The following is a 16,850-nucleotide window of genomic DNA, read 5'->3' as shown; positions in this document are numbered from 1 at the left end:
GGGATTAAAAATATAAATATGAAACGTTCTTTCTTTTCTGTTTTCTTTTCAGTATTCATCTTTTTAGGTGTTTTAGCACAGGATAAACCGGCTATAATTCCCAAGCCTTCCAAAATTGAATGGAAAAATAGCGAATTTCAGTTTTCATCTAGGCTAACTTTTTATGCAGATGCTGAAGCTGAAAAAAGTTTAAAATGGCTAAAAGCACTATTGAATACTGCAGGAAGTGAGCTTGAAAAAGCTTCAGAAAAGGAAGCTATCGTTTCATTGAAAATCGATAAAAATCTTTCTTCTTCTTTAGGAAATGAAGGTTATCAGCTTAAGGTAACTTCAGAAAAAATTAAAATTGAAGCCGCTACTAATGCCGGACTTTTCTACGGAATAATAACGCTTCGCCAATTGTTTCCAGCTGAAGTGGAAAATGGTAAAATCACTTCAGAATTTGGTATTCCAGCGGTTAGCATTACAGATAAACCTTTTTACGAATGGCGTGGAAGCATGATCGATGTTGCCAGAAGTTTTTTCGATCTGGATTATCTAAAAAAGCATGTAGATCGTATGGCGCTTTATAAATTGAATCGTTTTCATATTCATTTAAGCGACGACCAGGGTTGGAGAATTGAGATCAAAAAATGGCCAAAATTAACCGAGATAGGAGGGCAGTCTGCTGTAGAGAATGGGCGTGCCGGTTATCTAACTCAGGCTGAATTTAAAGAATTACAGGCCTATGCAAAAGAGCGTAATGTAATAATTATTCCTGAAGTCGATATGCCGGGTCATACCTATGCGGCCCTGCAGGGATATCCAGAATTAAGCTGTGATAATTTCGAGAATTTGGAGCCAAAACGTGCAACACCACCAGAACCATTTCATGGAACCAATGTGGGATGGAGTAAATTTTGTATGGAAAAACCCGTGGTTTACGATTTTATTAGTGATGTAATTGCCGAGCTTGCTGAAATTACCGATGGTCCTTATTTACATATTGGCGGTGACGAGATCGAAGATGAGCATTACAAAGAATTTGTAGTAAAAGCTGAAAAAATTGTTCGCGAAAACGGCAAAACTGCTATTGGTTGGGAAGAAGTTACCCAGGCAAAAGTAGACGATTCGTTTATTAGTCAGCGTTGGACGGGTACCACCAAAAGTGTTGTAGATACTAGGATTATCGAATCTATTTGTAAAAATTTTTATTTAGATCACGGGAATATTCCAAATCAGCCAAATACCTATAGCTGGTGTAAAAAAGACGGAGTTTCCTTAAAGAACGTTTACGATTTTGTTTCTGAAAATGAGAATGCTATAGGTGTCGAAGCTGCGGTTTGGACAGAGCTTGTACATAGCGATGCAACTGCAGACGACCGTCTTTGGCCAAGAAGTATCGCTGTTGCCGAAGTTGGCTGGTCTTCACCGAAAAAGAAAGATTATTCTGAATTTACCAAGCGTTTAGGAACTCATGGGAAACGCCTGGATTACCTCGGAATTAACTTTTACAATACCCCAGATGTGCAGTGGAATGCAACAAAAATTAAAGGAGTATTTTCTACAGTAGAAAAATAATCGGAAATTGCGAGAGCTAATATTATCTGATGGAGAGTAAACAACCCGATACCGAAAAGCAGTCAAAATATAACGATCTTGAAAAGATGAGCACGGCAGATTTGCTGTCGAACATCAATAAAGAAGATCAAACAATTGCTGAAAATGTACAAAAGCAGCTTCCTGCTATAGAAAAGCTGGTAGATGTAATTGTTGAAAATATGCAAAAAGGAGGTCGGTTATTTTACATTGGTGCCGGTACCAGTGGTAGATTGGGAGTTTTAGATGCTTCAGAATGTCCACCAACATTTGGCGTAACTCCAGATATAGTTATTGGTTTAATTGCTGGTGGTGATACTGCTCTTAGAAATGCGGTTGAAAATGCCGAAGATGATACTTTACAAGCCTGGAAAGATCTTCAGAAGTATCAAATTTCAGTAAATGATACACTTGTTGGTATTGCAGCTTCGGGCACAACTCCTTATGTTATCGGCGGAATAAATGAGGCTAGAAAACAGGGAATATCAACAGGATGTGTAGCCTGTAGCAGTGGCAGCCCATTAGGTGAAGCAGCAGAATTTCCTGTTGAAGTAGTTACAGGACCAGAATTTGTGACCGGTAGTACAAGAATGAAAGCTGGTACTGCTCAAAAGATGGTGCTGAATATGATTTCTACCAGCGTGATGATCAAATTGGGGAAAGTTAAAGGCAACCGAATGGTAGATATGCAGCTTTCTAACAAAAAGCTGGTTGGTCGCGGTACGCAAATGATCATGGACGAGCTTAATGTACCAGAAGCTGAAGCTAAAGAGCTTTTACTGAAACATGGTAGCGTTAGAAATGTCTTACTCGATAATCGAGATTAAAAATTTCTTGTCTTACTTTAAATAAGGAATAATCTTCAAATTAACGCTCTTGGTTTTTCCCTCAAGGAGTTATCAATTATAAAAAAGAGCTCAAATAATATCGAATATCGGCTTATAGTTTAGAGCAATTTTAGACCTGCTTTTTGATATTTTTCAAGGCTTTTATCTGAAGGGTCTAATTCGGTTACCATGGTGTCTACTTGCGTAAGATCACAGATCTTATAGCGGTTTATGGTATTCAATTTTTTAGAAATACTTAGGGAAACGATCTTTTTTGAAGAATTGACCATTGCTTTCTTCATCTGAGCAATTTCCCAATCAATTTCAGTAATTCCTTTTTCTAAATCCATATAACCGGTTCCTAGAAAGCAAATATCTGCAGTAATTTCAGCTAAAGTATTAATAGAACTTCCACCGGTAGCTAATTGAGATCCTTTAGAGAGTTTTCCGCCAATTAAGTGTACTTCGCTTAGCATAGATGAATTATTAAGCAATTCTACCGCCATAGGTAGGCTGGGCGTAAAAAAGGTAAGATTCATCTTTTTTGGTAATAATTTTGCCAGTTCTAAATTTGTAGACCCACCCGTTATAAGCACAACATCACCATGATTTAAAAGGGAAATGCCTTTTTTAGCGATGACTGACTTATTTTCATACTCATAGATCTCTCGATTTTGATCAGAGTGTATATTGAAACCATTAGATACCGCGCCGCCGTGAACCTTTTTTAATTGTTTTTCTTTATCCAATTCTACAAGATCTCTTCTTACAGTATCCATAGAGACATTAAGAATATTAGTTAAGTCGCTTAGCAGTACTCTGTTATGTAAATGAACTTCGTTTAAAATAATCTCGTGTCGTTCTTTTTTTTTCATTGTAGGAATAATTACAATTTGATATTTGCATAGTTTATATCAAGGCTAAATATCGATAAAAACTATACAATACGTTAAAATATAGATGATTTATTAAAAAATAATTTTTATTGAAACATGGTAAAATGCTGCTTTTTATCGCAATAAATATATTATTTAACTTTAAATATTGCATTATTTTTTAATAAATGCTACTTTTTATTGCTTTTAGAAAATTTAAATAATAAGTTTGTTTTATAACTAATTGTTAACGAACTACTATGAAAAGACAATTCAAGCGACCAGTCTTGTTGCTATTCTTATTGTTTTCAATACAGATTTGGGCACAGGAGAGAGACATTTCAGGAACAGTTGTGGATGAAGATCAAATTCCGCTTCCTGGAGTGAATGTTCGGGTAAAAAATTCGAATATAGGTACAGTAACCGACTTTGACGGTAAATTCAGTTTAAGCATTCCAAATGCTGAAGGTGCAATTCTAGTATTTTCTTCCATAGGTTTTACTACTCAGGAGGTACAAGTAGAAGATCAGTCTGCTTTTAATATTACCATGGCCGTTGATACAGAAAGTTTAAACGAGGTTGTTGTTACATCTTTTGGTATAGAGCGAGAGAAAAAAGCTCTAGGTTATTCTGTACAAGAAGTAACTTCAGAAGAAGTTTTAGAAGGAAATCAGCAAAACGTGGTAAGTGGTCTGCAAGGTAAAGTCTCTGGGGTAACTATAGGAAATTCTGGTGGAGCTCCTGGTTCTTCTTCAGTGATCCTAATTCGTGGAGGTACATCTATTACCGGGGACAACCAGCCATTATTCGTAGTAGATGGTATTCCTATTGATAACTCTACTGGATCTAGTTTGACTGTAGCCAGCATTAACCGCGCTGCCGATTTAAATCCTGAGGATATAGAAAATATATCTGTTCTAAAAGGACCTGCAGCGGCTGCTCTTTATGGTATTCAGGCTGCAGAAGGAGCTGTTATTATTACAACTAAAAAAGGAAAGGCCGGTAGTAGCACGGTTTCTTACTCAGGAACATTTTCTGTAGACGAAGTTTTAGGCACTCCAGACGTACAGCAAAATTATGGACAGGGAACACAAATATTGAGTACAGATGGATTTAGTTATGAAACTCAATCTCCGTTTAGTTGGGGACCAGAAGTTTCGGGGGCACAAACCTATGATCATATCAGCGATTTTTATCAAACCGCGGTTACACAAAATCATAATGTGAGCTATTCTGGAGGTACAGAAAAAGGAACAATGTATTTATCTATTGGTGATCTTTCTCAAGATGGTGTAATTGACGGAACAAGTTATGATAAAACTTCTTTCAAGATTAATACCAGTTCTCAAGTAAATGATAAACTAACTGTAGGTGCATCTGCAAATTATATTGTAAGTGAAATAGGAAGTACCAGACAAGGAAATGCCAGTGGTAGTAGTTATAGTAGTTTATTGTCCTATCCTGTAAATATTGATATTCAGGATTACTATAATGACGATGGCTCTCAAAGAATGTTTTATAATGATCAGACTTTTGATAATCCATACTGGAGTTTAGAAAATAGTCCTAATGAAAATAAAGTAAATCGATTACTGGGAATTGTGAATGTAAGCTATGATTTCCTAAATGATTTTAATATTTCCTATAAGCTGGGAACAGATTATTTTAGGGAATTTAGTAAACAGGTTATTGGTACTGGTTCACTAATCGAAAACAGATCAGAAGGTTATATAAGTCAGTTTGAAAGAGAAAATAGAAGAACTACGTCGAATTTAATTATTAGCTATAATAAAGATATTACAGAGGATTTTGCTGTAGATGCTTTAGTAGGTAATATGGTAGAAGACTTAAAAGTTCATACAGTGTATACTTATGGAGATGGTTTTCAGGCACCAGGAATTTATAGTATTGGTAATGTTTCTCAGGAAAATCAATCAATAACAGAAATTATTAGAAGAAGAAGGGCCGTTGGGGTTTTTGGAGAAGTAAAATTTGGATGGAAAGATGCTTTATTTTTAAACTTTACCGGTAGAAACGACTGGAGCTCAACTTTACCACAAGAAGATCGTTCATTCTTTTATCCTTCGATAGGTTCATCTGCAGTTCTAACAGATTTATTGAGCCAGGGAGGTAATGATATTACTTCAGATAATGGATTAACCTATTTAAAATTAAGAGCTACTTGGGCAAAAGTAGGTAAAGATGCTCCAATTGGTGCTTTAGAGAGCTTTCTTGGAACAAATATTAACTCACTTGCAAGTTCTGCCTATACTTATAACGGGGTCGATATTGGTAATCCAGAGTTAGAACCTGAATTTACGAACAGTTATGAATTTGGATTTGACTCCCGATTTTTTGAAAACAGATTAGGACTCGATATGAGTTTTTATTATAGTAAGTCTGAAAATCAAATTTTGGAGGATATTAGGGTTCCACCATCGGCAGGAACTTTCTATGCGACTTTAAATGGAGGTTCCATTGAGAATAAAGGTATAGAAGCCTTATTAACAGCTAAGTTATTTCCTAGGGAAAGTGATTTTCAATGGGATATGACCTATAATTTGGGAGTGAATCAAAGTGATGTTATCGAATTGCCTGGGCAGTTAGACGAAGTATATTTATCAGATTCATGGACATTTGGTAATACTGCTGCTGGTGCTGCTATACTTGGAGGTTCTCTATTTGGACTTCGAGGTTATCAGGCGGTTAGAAACGATGCAGGAGAATTTATAATTGGTGCAGATGGATTACCAGAATTAGAAACAGTAATCTACGATGATGTAAATAGATTACCTGATTGGACTTTGGGAATAACAAATACACTGTCTTACAAAAACTTTAATTTTACATTCCTTCTGGATATTGTACAAGGACAGGAGGCTTATAATGCTACAAAATCTGCTCTAGCCTATTATGGTTTAGCTGAAGAAACTTTGGGGAGATCTACAGGAGGAACGAGAGTAGTTGAAGGTGTAACTGCAAATGGAAATCCAAATACGGTAGAGGTTACAGATCAGCAATATTTTCAGCAATATTATTCTCAAAATGCAGAAAATTTTATAGAAGATGCTTCATATGCAAGATTAAGATATGTAACGTTTTCATATGATTTACCTTCAGATTTTCTGGATAAATTTAATGTAGTTTCAGCTCAGCTTTCTGTAACGGGAAGAAACCTATTTACTATAACAGAGTATTCTGGAGTAGATCCAGAAGTTAATACGTATGGTGCCGGTATACAGGGAGCAGGATCTATGGGTATTGATAATTTGGGTACACCAAACACAAGAGGATTTGATGTAGGATTACGATTTAAATTTTAAGAATTATGAAAAAGATTTATAACTATATATTTGCTGTTTCTGCATTGGTAACATCGTTTTCATGTAGCGATGATTATTTTGATGTGAACAGTTCAGTAACTCAACCTACCAATACAGGGTTGGCCCCACAATATAGAATTGAAGGAGCTATAGAAAACACTGTTGCAACTGCGCAATATAGAGGAGTTAGAGAAGTACTGGGAGTCGTGCAATATGGTTCTCAAAATACGGCAGCATATTATTCAGAATCCTGGAATACTTTTTTGACTACAGGTAATTATTTTTTGTGGCAAAATGTATATGTTTATGCATTGCCAAATACGGCAGATCTAATTTATTTAGGTGAAGAGTACAATTCACCACATTATACTGCAGTAGGAAAGATACTTAGAGCTTATCTTTTTGGAATGGCCACAGATCAATATGGTTCTATAGTTATGGACGATAGCTATGATCCAGAACAAACGATAGAATTAGAGCCAGAGTTTTCTACTCAGGAAGAAGTTTACGAAAGAATTTTTCAATTATTAGATGAGGCTTTACTGGAGCTAGATATGGAGAGTGAATTAGGCCTGGACAATGAAGGTGGAGATATTTTATATCATGGCGATTTAGCACAATGGAGACGTTTTGCAAACTCTATTAAAGCTAGATATTTGAATCATCTTACTAAAAAATCTTCTGGAGAACATGCTTACGATCCACAAGCCGTTATTACAGCTGCAGAAAATGGGTTTGTTTCTAATGAAGATAATGCGCTTATTGAATACGGTGGAGGAGAAGCCAGTAACGATAATCAGCCATTTAGTGTTAGTGGTTATGGCTCTACCAGATTCGATTATTTTTCTGAATTTTTTGTAGAACTTTTGCAGGATCCATTGAACATTGAAGAAGATTTCGAAGATCCCCGGTTATCAGTAATTGTTCCAGAGGCTGTTAACGGAGGCTATCAGGGTGTGCCAACGGGAGCAGGAGTAGATGCAGAAGAAGCAGATAACTATTCTATTGGATATGGCGGATTCTATACCTCGCCAGATTCACCTACTTTTATGATGACTTTTTCTGAAGTAAAATTCATTGAAGCTGAAGCTAGATATCGAAGCGGTGATGTAGCAGGTGCATATTCTGCTTATTTGGAGGGTGTAGAGGCAGATCTGGAAAAATTAAATATTTCTTCTGAAGAAATTTCAGCATATATGTCTACAATCGATGAAGAAATTGGTCAGGAAAGTTTTGACTTATCTCAGATCTTTGTTCAAAAATATATTGCAAATATGCTAAACCCAGAAACTTGGGTAGATTTTAGAAGGGTGGATTATAGTGATGACATTTATCCAGGTTTAGAACGTCCGGAAAATGTGAACGTTAGTATCTTCCCTGGCGAAGATGATTGGTTAAGAGCAATGATGTACGAGTACAATGAAGAAGATCGTAATTACGAAAATATGCCAAATAATGATCCTGCAATACGATTAACGACACCAGTTTGGTGGGATACCGAAGAATAAATTTTTCAGGTTAGATTTATAAAGCTTGTTCGAGATTAATTAATTTTGAGCAAGCTTTATTCTATAATTAGAACTGGCTAATTGAACTTAACCACTAATTATGCGTCAGCATTCAATAATGAAAAGACCCTACCTGTTAAGAAGTAGTTTATTTATTTGGAGTGTTTTGCTCCTTTTCTCCTGTAAATCACAGCAAACGGTGCAAACTTCAGCGCCAGAAAATCAGCCGGAAGTTGTAGAAACGCAAATTCCTGAAGCCGATAATGAAACTGAAGTTGACACCACAATACCTGCTGAGGTTAGCCCAGAAGAATTACCAAAAGAAGTTGAGGTAGAAGAAGAAATTATAAAGAGTGAACCACCAATCGATGTAGCCGAATTTCGAGCGGCATGGATTGCAACTGTAGCCAATATCAACTGGCCTTCACGCTCTGGTTTACCAACCGCTCAGCAACAAAGTGAAGCCATAAAATTGTTAGATTTTTTAGCGAATCATAACTACAATGCAGTGATCTTTCAGGTGCGTCCGCAAGCCGATGCGTTGTATCAAAGTGATATCGAATCCTGGTCGTATTACATCACCGGGCAGCAGGGAAAAGCACCGCAACCTTTTTACGATCCGCTAACTTTTTGGATTAACGAAGCACATAAACGCGGTATGGAATTGCATGTATGGTTAAATCCATATCGTGCTTATCATACCACAGGTGGCGAAATTAGCGAAGCTTCCGTAGTGAAAGAAAATCCAGAGATGGTAGTAAAGCTACAAAACGGAATGTACTGGATGGATCCTGCTCGCAAAGATGTTCAGGATCGTACGGCAACGGTTGTCGAAGATTTGGTTAAACGTTATGATATAGACGGAATTCATTTCGACGATTATTTTTATCCTTACGATTCTTATAATGGCGGGAAAGATTTCCCAGACGATCAAAGCTGGAATGCCTATAAAGCTGAAGGTGGAAAATTGAGCAGGGGAGACTGGCGTCGTAAAAACGTAGATGATTTTATCGAACGTGTGGCGAAATTGGTTAAAAAAGAGAAGGATTTTGTAAAATTTGGTATTAGTCCGTTTGGGATCTGGCGTCCCGGTTATCCGCAATCTATCGCCGGTTACGATCAATACGAAAAGTTGTACGCCGATGCTAAAAAATGGCTAAACGAAGGCTGGGTAGATTATCTAACGCCACAGTTGTACTGGAAGACCGACCAAACTCCGCAGAGTTTTCCGGTTTTATTAAACTGGTGGGAAGAAGAAAATACTAAAAACCGACATGTTTGGCCAGGAATTAATGCCGGTTTGATCGAAGAAGAAGGTTACGAAAACGAGTTGTTCAATCAGATCCTGATCACTCGCGGAATGTTAGCTAAAGATCCTGGAGCGGTATTGTGGAATCTTAAGGCGTTGATGAATAACAAAGAAGCTGAAAAAGCTTTAGCTGAAAACTATTTCAGAAAACCAGCTTTGGTGCCACCAAGCCCGTGGATGGATAACAAAGCGCCAAAATCGCCTGAAGTTTTAACCAATCTTGATGGAAATACACTGCGGATTTCCTGGCAACATCCCGATGAAAATGATGTTTTTAGATGGGTGTTATATTTTCAGTACGAAGGCAGTAAATGGGACTTTAAGATCCTGAATAACGATCAGCTTTCAGAACTTAAAACCACGCTTTCTTACCTGGTGGGAGAAAAGAAGGTGAAATTATCGAAAATCGGTATTACAGCGGTAGATCGCACCGGGAATCAAAGTGATTTTAAAGAAATTATTCTGGAATAAATTATAAAATGAAGATCGAATATCACCAATATCAACTGCAGTTAAAGGACACCTTTAGGATTAGTCATGCTTCGCGTGATGTGCAGCCAAGTTTGGTGGTTTCTGTATCTCATAATGGTTTTACCGGTTTTGGCGAAGCAGCCGCAACTTCGTATTATGGGGTAAGGGTAGAAGGGATGATTGAGTCGCTGAAAAAAGTCGAGAAAATCGTCGAAAATCATATCGAAGAACTTCCCGAAGTTATTTGGGAAAAGCTTTATCCTGAATTAAAGGCCGAAACTTTCGCACTTTGTGCTTTAGATATGGCCTTGCACGATCTCTACGGAAAAAGAAAGCAAAAACCGCTCTATAAATTGTGGAATTTGGATCCTTCTGAAGCGCCACAAACCAGTTATACGATAGGAATTGCTTCAACCGAAGAAATGATTCGTAAGATTAAGGATTTTCCGTGGCCATTGTATAAGATCAAGTTAGGAACAGATCATGATATCGAAATTATAAAAGAGCTTCGAAAACATACAAAATCGGTTTTTAGAATCGATGCAAATGTAGCGTGGAACGCAAAACAAGCGATCGAAAATAGCCATATTTTGAAAGAATTAAATGTTGAATTTTTAGAGCAGCCACTTCCGGTAGATGATCTTGATGGTCAAAAAATGCTTTATGAAAATTCAGCATTACCAATAATCGCCGACGAAAGTTGTATCGTAGAAAGCGATGTTGAAAAGTGTGCCGAACGTTTTCATGGTGTAAATATAAAACTCACCAAGTGTGGCGGAATTACCCCGGCATTACGAATGATTGCAAAAGCAAAATCTCTTGGTTTAAAAACGATGGTGGGTTGTATGACCGAATCGACCGTTGGGATTTCTGCAATTGCGCAACTTGCTCCTATGCTCGATTTTGTAGATATGGACGGTGCTTTATTGTTGAAGAATGATACTTCAACCGGAGTCAAGATTACTTCAGAAAAAGTGATTTATCCTACGGAAAATGGTACCGGTGTAAAATTGTTTAAATTTGAATAAGATTGAAATTCAGTAAAAATGAAGATAAAAAAATATAGTTTTTGGACATTGGCTTTAACTGCGGTTTTGGTAAGCTGTAATGAAAAACCGGAAACAACTTCCGAAGAAAAGAACGTAGCGCAAGTTATTATCGATAGTTTAGAAAATGTTTATGCACCTGATGGCAGAGTGGCGTTATTCGATTTTGAAGCTGAAAAAAATGCTGATGGGTTTACGATCGAAGGCGAAACCAATATGCCTGAAGCTGCTGAAGATTTAGAAAAAACACTCAATCAAAAAGGAATAAAATTTACGTCGAATATCGAAACTTTACCAGATGCTGAAGGTTTAGAAGATCAAACGATGGGAGTGATCAAAATTTCTGTAGCGAATCTTCGTGAGGAACCGCGCCATGCTTCCCAGTTGGTAACACAAGCTACTTTGGGAATGCCGGTGAAAGTGTATAAAAAGGAGGGAAGCTGGTATTATATTCAGTCGCCAGATGGTTACCTGGCCTGGGTAGATTACGGTGGTATTCAGAATATGACCAAAGAAGCGTTTGCTGCCTGGAAATCTAAAGAAAAGCTGATCTATTTAAATCCCTACGGAAAATCGCTAAAATCGGCTAAAAATGATGCTGAGGTGGTTTCAGATCTTGTTGCCGGAGATATTTTAGAATTTACTGCTGAAAACGGAAATTTCTACGAGATTTCTTATCCCGATGGCCGAACGGCTTTTGTTCCAAAATCTGATGCGAAACCTTATAAAACCTGGTTAGCCGATTTAGAAGTAGACGGAGAATCGCTTATTTCGACGGGTGAAAAATTAATGGGATTGCCATATTTATGGGGAGGAACTTCGCCAAAAGGAGTAGATTGTAGTGGTTTTACCAAAACAGTTTACTTTTTAAACGGAATGGTGATTCCGCGTGATGCTTCACAACAAGTACATACAGGAGTTTTAGTGGATTCTACTAGGAACTTTGAAAATCTTGTTGCCGGAGATTTATTATTCTTCGGAAGACCAGCTACAGATTCTACCAAAGAGCGAGTTGTTCATGTTGGAATGTGGATTGGCGATCAGAAATTTATTCATTCAATGGGCGATGTGCACATAAGCACGATGGACACCACCGCTGAAGATTTCGATGAATACAACTATAATCGTTATCTGCGATCTAAACGAATCCTAAACGAAAAAGACAAAGGATTACAGTATTTAAAAGAACAGGATATTTTTACGGAGTAGATTTTTAGTTGACTGTTCACAGTTTACAGTGAACAGTTTTTATTTGTTAGTGGTCAGTTTTCAGCGAAAATTGATGCTGAGATTGTATAATTTTGACTCCTGATTTTGGTGTCTATTTTCTAGACTCTATATTCTAATAGCGTAAGGGATCTAAATTCTAACTTAAATCCACTTCTCGATACAATTTTAGTTCCGTTATCACTTCACTAAAATCACTCGAAGTGACAATATGTTTTATTCAACATTCGAAATTTAGCATTCAAAATAAAAATTTTCTCACATCTCACATCTCACATCTCACAGCGAGCGCGTTCTAACATCTAACTTCTAATTAAAGCGATTTTCGGTATAAATTATACAGAATTTTGATCTCGTCAGCATTTAAAATACCGTCTACGTTCTCTTTTTCCTGAAGGAAATGAATTTGAAAGCTTTTGATCGCAGCATCTAGATCGTCGATATTGTAACCTATGATTCTTAGTGCTTCTGCGATATTAAAATCGTCCGGGATTAGGTTGGGAAATAAATATCTGTCCAGGAAGGCAATTCGTTGTTTAAAAACAGGATGGATATTATCGATTTTCAACGGATTTTCTGTGAAAAATTCATGCTCAAATTGAATGTTTTCGATGCGATCTTCATCATACCAAATTCCGTAGTCTTCTTCAGCTAAGCGTTTCCATGGGAAATCGGCACTTGGATCTACTTTTCTTCCGGGAGCAATATCCAGATGTCCTATAAAGTTTTCCGCAGGGATCTTATAATCCTCTTTTAATTGTTTTAAAACATCTAGCAGACTTGAAATTTGAGCTTCAGAAAAGACTTCTTTACCGTTATTGTCGAGTTCGATCCCAATAGAAGAGGAGTTAAGATCTGTAGTGTGTCCCCACTGGCCAATACCACCGTGCCAGGCACGATAATAATTATTCAGCATATGAAAAACCTCGCCATCATCACCAATAACATAGTGTGAACTTACAGAAGTTCGTGGGATGGTAAATGTATTTAAGGTTTGAATTGTAGAATCCTGGGCGGTATGATGGATCACTACAAAGTTTGGGCGTCGAAGATTAAAATTAGTAGTTCCCACAGGGTACTCACCAAAATTGAGTGCGGAATCAGTCTGGGTTTCCTCTAGTGGGAATCTACTAAGTTCTTTTGCATAGGCTTTCGCCTTCTTTTTATATACTTTGTTGGTAGTTCGGTAAGGGTTTGAAGAACATGAGATCATCAAACCCAAACCTCCTAAAATCAAAATTTTTCTAAAATATGTCATCGTAACAGTTTGTTACCAAAATACGGAATCTTGGTTAAAACTGTACTAGAATTTCCAACGAACAAAGGCTTCTATCGCCTCGTAATTTGCAAGTCCTAAATTATGGTAAGACATTGCGGTTTCGCTGTTTCTTTCTTCAGCACGTACCCAGAATTCACGTTCGTCGTCACCAGGGAATACCGGAGTGTCTTTTTGTGATTGGTGTTTAAAGATCGCTTCACGTTTTCTAGCCACTTCTTGTGGAGAAAGTGGTACCGCCATTTCGATATCATGGATATCAAATTCTTGCCATGCACCGCGATACATCCATAACCAACAGTCTTTTGTCCATTCTTCGGTTTCGCGAAGACGTTTCATCGCTTCAATAATTATATTGAAACATACAATATGAGTACCATGCGGATCTGCAAAATCACCAGCAGCAAAGATTTGATGAGGTTTTACTTTTTGAAGTAATTCCATCGTAATTTTCACGTCTTCTTCAGTCACAGGGCTTTTTACTTTTTTACCAGTTTCGTAGAATGGTAAAGCCATAAAATGAATATTATCATCTACTAAGCCTGCATAACGAGCACCAGCGATCGCTTCAGTTTTTCTAATAAAACCTTTTACGTCCATGATCTCGCGAAGATCTATATCATTTGGACGCTTTTCAGTAATAAACTTATTGAAGTTATCGTAGATCTCTTCTAGTTTGCTGGTATCTTCACCAATACTTCTATTAAAATCGATCGCAAATTCAACATAACGTAATACATCGGTATCCCAAACTGCGGTATTTCCAGAAGTTTGATAAGCCACGTGTACATCATGTCCCTGGTCTACCAATCTAATAAAAGTACCTCCCATAGAAATTACATCATCATCTGGGTGCGGACTAAAGATGATCGAACGTTTTTTAGCAGGTTCTGCACGTTCTGGACGCTGCGTATCATCTGCGTTTGGTTTTCCACCAGGCCAACCGGTAATCGTATGCTGTAATTGATTAAATACGTCGATATTAATGTTGTAAGCAGGCCCTTTTTCTGTAGCCAGCTGCGCCATACCGTGGCTGTTGTAATCTTCGTCGGTTAACTTTAAAATTGGCTTGTTAACCTCGTTAGATAACCAGATTACGGCTTTCTTAATTTGGTCTTTATCCCAGCTACAATCTTTTACTAACCATGGAGTGTCGAATCTTGTTAATTCTGAAGCTGCATCTTCATCCAAAATAAACTCTACATGATCGTTTAATTGAAGATAAGTTGCTGGTACGCTTCCAGAGATTTCACCTTCAACCGCTTTTTTAATGATTGGAGCTTTCTTTTTACTCCAGGCCATTAAAATGATTTCTCGAGCTTTAAAGATGGTACCAATTCCCATGGTAATAGCTTTGGTAGGAACATTTTCTTTTCCACCAAAATCACGGGAAGCATCACGTCTTGTAAGATCATCTAAAGTAACTAAACGTGTACCACTGTTAGGAGCAGAACCAGGTTCGTTAAAACCAATATGTCCTGTTCTACCAATACCAAGCACCTGAAGATCTAAACCTCCAACTTCAGTAATTTTCTCTTCGTATTTAAGGCAGAAATCTGCAATATCTTCTTTGGCAAGCGTCCCATCTGGGATGTTAATATTTTCTCTTGGAATATCCACATGGTTAAACAGATTTTCGTCCATGAACTTAACGTAGCTCTGGTTTTCATCTGGCTGCATTGGATAATATTCGTCCAGATTAAAGGTAATAACGTTCTTAAAGCTAAGACCTTCTTCTTTATGAAGACGTATTAGTTCTTCATAAACTTTTACAGGAGTAGCTCCGGTTGCTAGACCTAAAACAGCATTTTTTCCTTTTTCCTGTCTTTTTTTGATAATCTTAGCGATACGCTTTGCAACTTTTACAGAAGCTGAATTTTCGTCTTTGTAAACTTTTACAGGGAGCTTCTCAAAACGTGTTTCTTCTAAGAGATTTAATCTGGCCATGAGTATCTATTTTAACTTAAATGTGACTTAATCATTGTAATTTGATTCTTGAAAATACTGTCCATTACAGCGATGGTGCCGCCATAAAGACTAGAGTTATTGCCAAGATTCGATAATTCTATATTTGTTTTTTCCTTCAGCTGCATCATGCAATAAATATTCATGGATTGCTGAATTGGGGTGGTAATAAATTGTTTTGCTTTGGCGATCTTTCCTTCCAACACAATAAGTTCTGGATTAAAGATCTGTATTAAGATCGCGATACCTTTACCAAGGCTAATTCCTATTTCAGAAAGTGAGTTTATCGCGAATTGATCGCCTTTGTTGGCCGCTTCAATAATGGTATCTGGTTCTAATTTTTCAAGATCTTCAGGAGTAAGACTATTTAAAATAGAGGTTTGTCCATTTTTAAGTCCTTCTTTTACTTTTCTCACTAAAGCCAGTCCAGAAGCTTCGGTTTCTAAACAACCTCTTTTTCCGCAGTGACAAAGCATACCATCTTCTACCATTGGGATATGTCCAAACTCACCGGCAAAACCAGAAACTCCAGAGTGGATTTTTCCACCCATAATAATTCCCAGTCCAACACCCCAATCCATAGAGATCACCAGTACATTTTGTTTCTCTTTTGCTAGGCCAAAATGAAACTCGGCCAAAGAAGCACTTTTTGCATCATTTAAGATGGCTACCGGTTTTTTAAATCGTTCTTCGAATTTGTCTCGTAATGATGCAGGATCCTGTTCGGTTAAATAGTAGGTAAAGTTTTTTCCTTCTTCTGAAGACACAAGACCAGGCATACTAATGCCTACGCCCATGATCTTTTTATGATCTACTTCTGAAGCTTCAAAGAACTCCTGAGAAAAATCATATAAAAGATCTACGATATTGGAGTTGGTAGAAATCTGTGTTTCCAGAATTTCTTCTTTTACGATACTGTGATTATTATCTATAAGTGCCAGTTTTATCTTGAAGCGTTCTATATGAATACTTAGTACAAAAAAGGAATGCTCTTTTAAACCATAAAGATCGGGTTTACGGCCACCTTCAGATTTTCCACGTCCTTTTTTAATTACGATACCATCGTCCAGTAACTGGTTGATAAGTGCCATAGAGGTAGGAAGACTAATACCAAATTTTGTACAAATTTCAGCATTAGAGGTATCACCATTAAGAAACATATGCTTTATAATTCGTGTCTTTTGATGTACCTTTTTACGCTCAACATTGCTCATTTCTTCTAGTTGAGCATCTTCTATTAGAAAATCCTGTAAATTTAGACTCATACATGTCGGAAAAATGCAAGGCTTTTTCGCCTTTCGTTAAAAATTTAATTCTTATTGCAAAGAACTAAATTTCTGAAAAATAAAAGTATATAAAAAATTTAGTTTACAAAAGACTTAATGTAAAATTTTAGTGAAGATTTTTTATTTAATTAAATTTTGTACATTTAAGAAGATAAAAAA

At 37.0% G+C, this 16,850-nt stretch carries 11 protein-coding genes; 7 read left to right on the top strand and 4 right to left on the bottom strand.

The genetic code is table 11. The features are described from left to right. The first annotated feature begins 18 nt into the window (after positions 1-18). Together BM201_RS02425 and murQ are read left to right on the top strand one after the other, a co-directional pair. A complete protein-coding gene (locus BM201_RS02425) occupies positions 19-1,560 on the top strand; it encodes a beta-N-acetylhexosaminidase (RefSeq protein WP_092539796.1) in 1,542 nt (513 codons plus the stop codon). A gap of 29 nt (positions 1,561-1,589) precedes the next feature. After that, positions 1,590-2,405 carry an N-acetylmuramic acid 6-phosphate etherase gene (murQ, locus tag BM201_RS02420; protein WP_092539795.1) on the top strand — a complete coding sequence of 272 codons (816 nt, stop codon included), beginning with the start codon at positions 1,590-1,592 and terminating at the stop codon, positions 2,403-2,405. Between the two features lie 119 nt (positions 2,406-2,524). Here the strand turns inward: murQ and BM201_RS02415 are convergent, their stop codons facing one another. Next, positions 2,525-3,280, bottom strand: a complete 756-nt coding sequence (locus tag BM201_RS02415) for a DeoR/GlpR family DNA-binding transcription regulator (protein ID WP_092539794.1) — start codon at positions 3,278-3,280, stop codon at positions 2,525-2,527. Between the two features lie 260 nt (positions 3,281-3,540). Between BM201_RS02415 and BM201_RS02410 the strand changes: the two genes are divergently transcribed. From BM201_RS02410 to BM201_RS02390, 5 genes are all read left to right on the top strand, one after another. Further along, the gene (locus tag BM201_RS02410) at positions 3,541-6,603 is read left to right on the top strand and encodes a SusC/RagA family TonB-linked outer membrane protein (RefSeq protein WP_092539793.1); all 3,063 of its coding nucleotides are present in this window, start codon (positions 3,541-3,543) and stop codon (positions 6,601-6,603) included. Positions 6,604-6,608: 5 nt separating this feature from the next. Further along, the gene (locus tag BM201_RS02405; RefSeq protein ID WP_092539792.1) at positions 6,609-8,111 is read left to right on the top strand and encodes a SusD/RagB family nutrient-binding outer membrane lipoprotein; all 1,503 of its coding nucleotides are present in this window, start codon (positions 6,609-6,611) and stop codon (positions 8,109-8,111) included. A 118-nt stretch (positions 8,112-8,229) separates the two neighbouring features. Then, a complete protein-coding gene (locus BM201_RS02400) occupies positions 8,230-9,891 on the top strand; it encodes a glycoside hydrolase family 10-like protein (protein WP_092539791.1) in 1,662 nt (553 codons plus the stop codon). Between the two features lie 8 nt (positions 9,892-9,899). Then, positions 9,900-10,919: a dipeptide epimerase gene (locus tag BM201_RS02395; protein ID WP_092539790.1), complete on the top strand. Its 1,020-nt coding sequence runs from the start codon at positions 9,900-9,902 to the stop codon at positions 10,917-10,919. Between the two features lie 18 nt (positions 10,920-10,937). After that, the gene (locus tag BM201_RS02390; RefSeq protein WP_092539789.1) at positions 10,938-12,146 is read left to right on the top strand and encodes a C40 family peptidase; all 1,209 of its coding nucleotides are present in this window, start codon (positions 10,938-10,940) and stop codon (positions 12,144-12,146) included. A gap of 331 nt (positions 12,147-12,477) precedes the next feature. Here the strand turns inward: BM201_RS02390 and BM201_RS02385 are convergent, their stop codons facing one another. From BM201_RS02385 to BM201_RS02375, 3 genes are read right to left on the bottom strand one after another with little or no spacing between them, the layout of a single operon-like run. Continuing rightward, positions 12,478-13,422 carry an N-acetylmuramoyl-L-alanine amidase gene (locus BM201_RS02385; RefSeq protein WP_092539788.1) on the bottom strand — a complete coding sequence of 315 codons (945 nt, stop codon included), beginning with the start codon at positions 13,420-13,422 and terminating at the stop codon, positions 12,478-12,480. A gap of 45 nt (positions 13,423-13,467) precedes the next feature. Further along, positions 13,468-15,387 carry a glucosamine-6-phosphate deaminase gene (gene nagB / locus BM201_RS02380; RefSeq protein WP_092539787.1) on the bottom strand — a complete coding sequence of 640 codons (1,920 nt, stop codon included), beginning with the start codon at positions 15,385-15,387 and terminating at the stop codon, positions 13,468-13,470. Positions 15,388-15,398: 11 nt separating this feature from the next. Continuing rightward, the gene (locus tag BM201_RS02375; RefSeq protein ID WP_092539786.1) at positions 15,399-16,670 is read right to left on the bottom strand and encodes an ROK family transcriptional regulator; all 1,272 of its coding nucleotides are present in this window, start codon (positions 16,668-16,670) and stop codon (positions 15,399-15,401) included. Between the last annotated feature and the right edge of the window lie 180 nt (positions 16,671-16,850).

It is taken from the genome of Zunongwangia mangrovi (genome assembly GCF_900112105.1).
Lineage (GTDB): Bacteria > Bacteroidota > Bacteroidia > Flavobacteriales > Flavobacteriaceae > Zunongwangia > Zunongwangia mangrovi.
The sequence above is the reverse complement of the archived record's forward strand: the minus strand, read 5'-3'. Positions and strand labels throughout refer to the sequence as shown.